At 38.4% G+C, this 8,197-nt stretch carries 8 protein-coding genes and 1 pseudogene; 3 read left to right on the top strand and 6 right to left on the bottom strand.

Annotated features, from left to right (window positions below):
• From AAC037_RS13710 to AAC037_RS13690, 5 genes and pseudogenes are all read right to left on the bottom strand, one after another.
• A partial coding sequence (locus tag AAC037_RS13710) for a DUF3810 family protein (protein WP_339903516.1) occupies positions 1-754 on the bottom strand: 754 nt, incomplete at its 3' end.
• A 41-nt stretch (positions 755-795) separates the two neighbouring features.
• Positions 796-1,377, bottom strand: a complete 582-nt coding sequence (locus tag AAC037_RS13705) for a NifU family protein (RefSeq protein WP_339903515.1) — start codon at positions 1,375-1,377, stop codon at positions 796-798.
• A gap of 99 nt (positions 1,378-1,476) precedes the next feature.
• Positions 1,477-2,802 (bottom strand): dicarboxylate/amino acid:cation symporter, encoded by a 1,326-nt coding sequence (locus tag AAC037_RS13700; protein WP_339903514.1) that lies wholly within the window; start codon positions 2,800-2,802, stop codon positions 1,477-1,479.
• Positions 2,803-2,821: 19 nt separating this feature from the next.
• Positions 2,822-3,876, bottom strand: a pseudogene (gene aroC / locus AAC037_RS13695) (chorismate synthase).
• 3 nt (positions 3,877-3,879) lie between these two features.
• Positions 3,880-5,325 (bottom strand): BatD family protein, encoded by a 1,446-nt coding sequence (locus tag AAC037_RS13690; RefSeq protein WP_339903513.1) that lies wholly within the window; start codon positions 5,323-5,325, stop codon positions 3,880-3,882.
• Between the two features lie 137 nt (positions 5,326-5,462).
• Here AAC037_RS13690 and AAC037_RS13685 point away from each other — a divergent pair, with 137 nt between their 5' ends.
• Positions 5,463-5,654 carry a hypothetical protein gene (locus AAC037_RS13685; protein WP_303613984.1) on the top strand — a complete coding sequence of 64 codons (192 nt, stop codon included), beginning with the start codon at positions 5,463-5,465 and terminating at the stop codon, positions 5,652-5,654.
• Between the two features lie 135 nt (positions 5,655-5,789).
• Positions 5,790-6,101, top strand: a complete 312-nt coding sequence (locus AAC037_RS13680; protein WP_339903512.1) for a hypothetical protein — start codon at positions 5,790-5,792, stop codon at positions 6,099-6,101.
• Positions 6,102-6,325: 224 nt separating this feature from the next.
• Here the strand turns inward: AAC037_RS13680 and AAC037_RS13675 are convergent, their stop codons facing one another.
• A complete protein-coding gene (locus tag AAC037_RS13675; protein ID WP_339903511.1) occupies positions 6,326-7,504 on the bottom strand; it encodes a 6-bladed beta-propeller in 1,179 nt (392 codons plus the stop codon).
• 517 nt (positions 7,505-8,021) lie between these two features.
• On the opposite strand from AAC037_RS13675, the gene AAC037_RS13670 reads away from it, so the two are divergent.
• A partial coding sequence (locus AAC037_RS13670) for an ATP-binding cassette domain-containing protein (RefSeq protein ID WP_339903517.1) occupies positions 8,022-8,197 on the top strand: 176 nt, incomplete at its 3' end.

The raw sequence follows: 8,197 nt of genomic DNA, 5'->3' as shown, positions 1-8,197 counted from the left end.
AAGCCATAAAATTAGCCTCTCCTTCATCTGTTATTCCAAATCCGTGGGCCAATTCATGTGCCATGGTAAAACTTTTTTCTAATGGGTGAAGACTAGGGTCCAAGTAAGCCTCTCCTGTGAAAGGGAAATAAATACCGAAAATCCCAAGCCTTCTTAAGGTGCCCTCGGGGTAAAACTGTTTGACTACCGGAGAACCTTTCCCCCCATGCTCCCATTCTCTAAGCATGGACTTCATTTCATCTCTGATCAAAGCACTTTGGATAGTAAAATCAGGAATATCAGCCCATTTTTTCGAATCGGGTTGCACCTTGTCTCTTAAACTTTGGAGAGACTGTTGCGTGGTCTCCATTTCTTCAATTAATAAGCCGATAGATAAAGGACTTGGACTTAACTTAAGTTTTTGGTAAAGCGGTACGCGGTAGTAATTGTAGGCCCAAAGGGTCAGAAAGGAAAAAATTAAGAGGCCCAAGAAATTTAAAATAACCCTGGGAAGCAAGAAAAGGCCTTGCTTTCGGCTTTCCCTCTTGAAAAGCTTCCGAACAAAGCGATATCCTAAATAGATAAGGAGAATAAACAAAAGGTAAAGCGCAGGAAAAGGTAAAAGTAGAAGGGTGTGATCAAGCAGAGCCCTTACCAAAGGGTAAAGGCCGGTTGTATACCATTTTTCTGTAAGAAAGGGGGATGATGCCGCCAAGTACCTAAACAAAAGCGCAATTATCCCTAGGTATACACCTGTCCATTTGCCAATCTTCATCCTCCTAATCAAGGGTATAAACAGCAGAGATGTACCTAAGGTTAAACGCCCTCAGCTTCCACACTTTTTACCTCCGGTAACATTCTTGTCAATAGGTTTTCAATACCTGCTTTTAAGGTAACGGTACTCGAAGGACAACCTGAGCAGGCACCCTGCAATAGCACTTTGACAACTCCGTCTTGAAAACTATGGAAGACAATTGCTCCTCCATCTTGTTCTACAGCCGGACGAATGTATTCATCAAGTATGCCTTTAATTTTTTTAACAACCTCACTGTCATTCTCGTCGAAAAGGGGGTCAGCATCGAATTGAGTGGAGATGGGTTGTTTGCCACTTTCAAGAAAATTTTTGATTTGATCTCGAATATGTTGCTGAATGTCTTCCCAAGGAATGTCACCCTTCTTGGTAACAGTTACAAAGTTGGAGGCAATGAATACCCTTTCAATGGCAGCAAAATTAAACAATTCCAAAGCTAGGGGAGAATTTGACGCACTTTCCTCATCCGGAAAATCAAAACTTACCCCATCATCTGTCAACATAAAATTGGCGACAAATTTTAATGAATTTGGATTTGGGTTTGCCTCCATGTACAGGTGTACAGGTCTTTTTTGTGCTTCTAACATTATATCCTTTTTATTATTTCCTAATTTTTTACTTTGTAGTCTTAGAACGAAAGTGGGCACATCTTGGTTCGGATGCCGCACAATTCCCCAAATTTTGCTTTAAGAATTGGTAAGTGGATTGGATTTTCTTATCAACCCATCAGGCAACTCACCCTCTGTGGATGCCACCACTGTGCAGACCATGGCATCCCCTGTCACATTTACAATGGTCCTAAACATATCCAAAATTCTGTCCGGTGCGAGAATCAATGCAATTCCTGCCGAAGGTACGCCAATAGACTCCAGAACAATGATTAGCATAATGATACCGGCCCCGGGAACGCCGGCTGTACCTATGGAGGCCAATGTAGCTGTCATCACAATCATCAATTGTTGGCTAAGACTAAGGTCAAAACTCATGGCTTGCGCGATAAATACCGCAGCTACGCCTTGATATAAGCTGGTGCCATCCATATTGATGGTGGCCCCAAGGGGCAAGACAAAGCTACTTATTTCTTCGGATACACCGATTTCCTCTTCCACTTGCTTCATGGTCACCGGTAAAGTAGCAGAACTGGAGCTGGTAGAAAATGCCAGTAATTGGGCCGGTTGCAGCGCCTTAAAGAAATCCAGGTATTTTACCTTGGTGAAGATTTTGAGAATCATGGGGTAAAAGAAAACAACCATCAATAGTAAGCCACCGATCACCACTACACTGTATTTCAATAAGGCTAAGAGTAATTCTACCGCGGAATCGGGGTTGTCCCCGGTAATCTCTACTATTAATGAGGCCATCAAAGCAAATACGCCATAGGGCGCTAAAATCATGATAAAGCCTACAATTTCGATAATGACATCATTGATGCCTTCAAAAAAAGCAATTACAGGAGCAGATTTTGCCTTAGGGATTCGAATCAATGCGATCCCCATAATGATTGCAAAGAACACCACCTGCAACATCATCTCATTGGCTGCAGCCGCTTGAAAAACATTTTCAGGTACCATTTCCACCAGTGGTTGTAAAGGGCTTTGTTCTTTGAGCTGCTCAGCTTCCTGGGATTTACTCCCTGCAGTTTCATCATACAGTTCCATTAGCTTCTCTCTGGTTTCTGAGGGAAGACTTTTGCCGGGGTTGAATAGGTTTACCAAAAGCAGACCTACCGACACAGATAAAGCTGTGGTAAATATATAAGTCAGTATGGTTTTGCCTCCAATTCTGCTGAGTTTGGTAATGTCACCAAGATTGGATACCCCCACAATTAAGGAAGCCAGAACCAATGGTACGGCAATCATTTTAAGTGCTGTAATGAAAATGGTACCTATTGGCTTGATATAATCATTAATGAAATCCGGAGAGATTCCAAATTTCACAACACCCAAGCCAACCAACAATCCCAAAATCAGCCCGATAATTATTTTGGTGTGCAGTGGTATTTTTCTTTTCATACCCATTGATTTGTACAAATTAAATTTTGCTTGACCTATTTAATAAAAGGTTGTCCGCCAAAACCAAGGCACACATGGCTTCAACTATAGGTACGGCACGTGGTACCACGCAGGGATCGTGACGCCCTTTGCCTGAAACAGTGGCGGTTTCACCCCGCGCATTGACACTCTCCTGGTCCTGCATGATGGTGGCCACCGGTTTGAAAGCTACTTTAAAATAAATGTCTTCACCATTGGAGATTCCTCCTTGGATGCCTCCTGAGTGGTTGGTCCTTGTTCTTACCTTATCTCCTTCAGTATAAAAGGCATCGTAACTCCTTCGAAACCGCTTCCAAACTCAAAACCTTTCACTGCATTGATACTTAGCATGGCATGACCCAAAACGGCATGTAACCTATCAAACACAGGTTCTCCCAAGCCCACAGGGACGCCTTTTGCCACACAGCTTACAACTCCTCCTATGGTGTCTCTTTCTTTTCTGACCTGATCGATCAGTTCAATCATTTGATCAGCTGTGTCTGTATCAGGACACCTTACTATATTTGACTCGGTTTGACTAAAATCTAATTCTTGGTAGGGTTTTTCTAATTTAACTGCCCCGGCCTGGCTTACATAAGCATTGATTGATACACCGTAGCTAGCCAGCAAAAGTTTGGCCACAGCTCCTGCAGCCACCCTGGCAGCAGTTTCTCTGGCGCTACTTCTTCCTCCTCCTCGGTAATCTCTTACTCCGAATTTCTCGTGGTAAGTATAATCTGCATGGGAAGGCCTGAATTTATCTGCAATATGCGAATAGTCTTTACTTTTCTGGTCGGTATTGTAGATGACCATGGCAATGGGTGTGCCTGTACTCTGTCCCTCAAATACTCCGGAAAGGATCTCAAAATTGTCCTCTTCTTTTCTTTGGGTCGTTATTTTAGATTGACCTGGTTTCCTTCGCTGCAATTCCGTCCTGATAAAATCCTCATCTATCTTAACGCCTGCCGGACAGCCATCTATAATCACTCCGAGTCCTCTACCATGTGATTCTCCGAAGGTGGTAATTGTGAATATATTTCCAAATGTATTACGCATGAATTACTTTTTCTTTACAATCAAATAGGCCAATAATCCCAGGGCCAGCAATAGCAAAATATTAATTAGGCTGGAAAAATAAGACTTATATCCTTGGTTTAAAAGCTTATTGTCTTCTACTTCTATTAGGTCATATAATCCTCCCAGCCTGGAAGAAGAAATGGCCTGGTTGATTCGGCTCTCTCCGGTCACCTGTACCACAGCTTGAGGAACAAGGGTATCGTATTTGGCCAATGCCGGATTAAAATAAATCCATTCAAAATGATCTTTCAAAGGTACTACCTCTGCTTCATTTAATGTCATGAAATAGCTAAATTCCTTCATTCCGGTCACTTTTCCTCGACCTCTGTTGATTTGCACCTGCTCATTGGGATCAAAAGTATTTAGCTTTTGGCCCTTTTTGATTTTGGGAGGGCGAATGGAGCTTATATTGCCTTCGCCTGTGATAATAAAATCGTAGGTAAAACCTTCTCCGGTTTTTACCTCCAAATCGCTGATGTTTTCCCTCAGTCTGTAATTCCCTACACTGACTTCATTTTTGAGGGGGTGTGGAGGAAGTTCTTTTACCTGTATGGACTTGGGCTGGGAATAGAATGTTTTAAAATCTTGCAACCTATTGCTACCAAAAAAACTAGGGTTTTTTGCAACCTTGTATTTTATCATTTCCCATCCTACAGAGGGAAAATCCACAGTGCCGGCATTGAAAGGGTAAAAGTTGGCTTCATATACCTTGTATTTGGTCCACTTCTTGCCGCCAAATTCCACACGTTCAGGCTGGATGCTGCTAATGTTAAAGTTTTCTTCCCATGCATTTCCAGGTTTAATTTCATTGATGATTCGTTCAAGTTGCTTGCCGGGTTCATGAAAGTTAAAAGGGGCCTGATTGCTCTCAGACATATAAAATGCGAAGCTGACACTGAATCCTTCCCCTACATACACCTCGTCCTTACTGACAGAAAGTGAGAAAAAAGCATCGTCCTCTACTTCCACATATTCTGGTTGTTCTGTGTTGTTTCTCCCAAAAAGATCATCAAAAGGATCCAATGCACGATTACTTTGGGCATTGGAGCGGGCATCTACTACCGTGATGGTGGTGCCTGAGGAAGAAGCCGAGATCCCATTCACATCTATATCAAAGGCAGGTACGGTAAACTGCCCTTTTCTTAATGGTTTGTAATATTGAATAACACTGTTGGTACTACTCATTTGTCCATTGACGATATTCATCGATGAGCTTTGGGAAATACCTTGCTTTTGGAAGCCTTGAATGTCAGGTAATTGGTCATAGGATCTTATTTTGTCTCCTGACACAATTACCTTTATTGTAAAAGTTTCGTTGAGAGCAACTTCATTTTGGCCCAATTCGATTTTGACATCCTGCGCATGAGCCGTTAGTGAAAAAAGACCCAGCAGGCATACAAAAAGAAAATGGTTTTTCGTTGAATACATATAATACGATTGTGTTTTCGTAATTTAATAACTGCAAATTAACAAGTATATTTTATACGTAACAAATCTAGACGAAAACCGTTAATAGTATTTAAATCAATCTTTTTAATTAAACCTAAATTAAAATATCGTGAACCATGATGGAATATGTTAAGACTATTTTATTAAAAGTAAGTTTTGACGGCAAGCTCTTCGAGAAAGAGTTGAGAAAGGGTCTGAATATGCTGGTTCCTGGAGAACTGGAAGAATTCAGAAAGTGGTGTTACGGCACTTTTTCAAAAGCATACGAGCCAATATTGAACAAATATTTTATCTTATTGGCAGGTTAAACCAACAGTATATTAGCCCCAAAATTATGGGGCTTTTTTTATGGGCTAATCGGTAAACATAAAATGGGGAGCGTTTTTTTGGGTGTTTTATACATTTTTTTACTTACTTTTAAAAAAGTTAAACTTTGTTAAGCAATGGAAAAAAAGAACACCGGATTTGATGATATTGAAAAAATGCTTCAGGAAGTTGGAAGCAAAATTGAGACCTTGATCGAAAAAGGAACCAAGGTTACAGGAGAGGCTAGTGAGGAAATTGAGAAAAAAATCAAAGACCTGCACAAAAACAAAGAAAAGCTAGAAAAGGAATTTCAAGAAAAGAAGGCCAAGTTTGAGGAAAAGTACCAAAGCAATTCAAGTACAGCCAAACCATTTTTGGAAGATTCTATGACTCACTTTAAGCAAGGGGTTAAGTCATTGGTACATGCTATCAATGAAATGCTGAAATAAAACCAAATTTCACATCGTAATCCGTATAACCTTTTGTTTGACCATCCCTGAGAATTTGTCTCATCATTTGGTAATTTTGGTCTGTTCTTACTTTAGGAGTTTCCTAGTAAATAATTATTCCCAATTTGGTTGAAGGGAAATTTATAAAATGGCCTAAAAATAGTCGGATGTTAAAATCAAACAATAATCGGTGGCTGACCTATTTGCTTTCGCCTAATTTTATCTCATTTTAGCTGATAAAAAGTCAAGATAATGGAGTTATCATAGTTCATTTTTTCCAATGCACTGTATAAGTCCAGATTAAATTTTTTTAAACCCTTCATAAACTCGGAAGAATCATTCCTCTTAAAAGATAAAAACGTTTCAAACTCGATGGAATTTATGAATCTATTATTGCTATCCACACCGATGGGAACGGGTAGTAAAAAACGAATTAAACGTTGAGATTTTTTGATGGTATTTGAAGTATAAACCTGTTGGTTATTTATGTTATAGTAACCGTATAAAATCCTGTTTTTATCTGTATAACTAAATATAAACCAGTCTGATGTAATCTTATAACTATGATTTAGATAGGATACATTGAGATCCATTATTTCTTTATCAAACTCCTGGTGATTATATTTTTTATTCTCAGGCCAAGTATTTGCTCCAAAATTTAATTGGTAAAGTGGTGAAAGATCTGCAGGGGGAATTATTTTATAAACTAAAGACGAGGTAGGCGCATTATAATAGGTGTCTAATCCGTCTCCATTCATCCCCCCAGTGAATGCGAAATTTAAATATTTTCCTGACTCAGGAAATTTTGCTTCTCTTCCTTTGATATTCCCGTGTATGTCAGTTATCAATATCTTATAATTTTCATTATCATTTACGCTTACATTAAATGCGATATGATTATCGTCTAAAATTGAAAATGAGTTAGGGTATAGGTTACTCCCTAAATAAACTTTCTTTTTGAAATTTCCATTTAAATCATAGAAAAGCATGCTTTCATAGTCGAGGATAATGATTTCATTTCTATTTTTATGTACAGAAAAATCATTAGTTGACTTATATTCTTCTGGTCCATCTCCTTTTACACCAATTATTTTTATAAAATCCCCATTTAAGGTAAATTCAAGCAAATTTGAGCTCTTTTTATCAAGCAGTAGGAGCTTTTCATCGTTTTCTATAACCTTGTTTACTTTAAGAATTGGTTTATCTGAAGGGATGCCTTTTAAAGGTAAAAATTCAAAGCCCCTTACTTGATCAAGAATATTTCTTTTAATGGTATTTTGATTAATGACATTAACATCAATAGGGGCTTTTATGGTTTTTTCCAGTTTATTTAGAGATTCGTTTTTCTCCTTACAGGAAAAAGTGAGCAAACTAAGTAATAAAAATACATGGATGATTTTCATGAATAGGCTCATTTAATAGCTGTTCTAGGTTTATTTCATATAGTAATTTTAATTGTTGCACCAAACCTGTACCGAGCTTTACAGTAAAATTGGTTATGTATCCGACTATGTAACAAGATTTATCAGAATAAAAACCTTCGGAAATATACTGACAATCAGTTAATATCACTATTAATATTTACTTTTTAGTTGATTATAAGATTTGGGAATTAGCTTATAAATTCAGCTTTAAATCTTTTTGGTAGAGATCATATTGACCTTTGCAAAGATCTAGTTATTGTTCACAACTGCTGTACAAGATTTTTTAGCGTATTTGTTTTTTAAGTGTAAGCTTTAATTAGCAACCATTTTTTCCGGATGTCTGATGTCAATTTTGGTCATCAGAATAATTTCTATGTTATCTCCATTAAAAAAATTATAAGTTAGGGAAGAGCTATTTATTTTTAAAATTCAAAATGAATTACGAAACCCAGCCCATAATTCGGGAATATCCGAAATACCGTTGTAATTTTGTGGCATGAATTACCTTTCAGTTGATACACTTAGCAAGTCCTTTGGAGAAAGAGTCTTGTTCTCAGAAATTTCCTTCGGAATAGCCCAAGGACAAAAAACCGCTCTTGTTGGAATAAATGGAGCAGGCAAGTCCACCTTAATGAAAATCATAATGGGTGAGGAAATTGCTGATGCAGGGCA

This window comes from uncultured Cyclobacterium sp., from assembly GCF_963976465.1.
In the GTDB taxonomy this organism is placed as follows: domain Bacteria; phylum Bacteroidota; class Bacteroidia; order Cytophagales; family Cyclobacteriaceae; genus Cyclobacterium.
The sequence above is the reverse complement of the archived record's forward strand: the minus strand, read 5'-3'. Positions and strand labels throughout refer to the sequence as shown.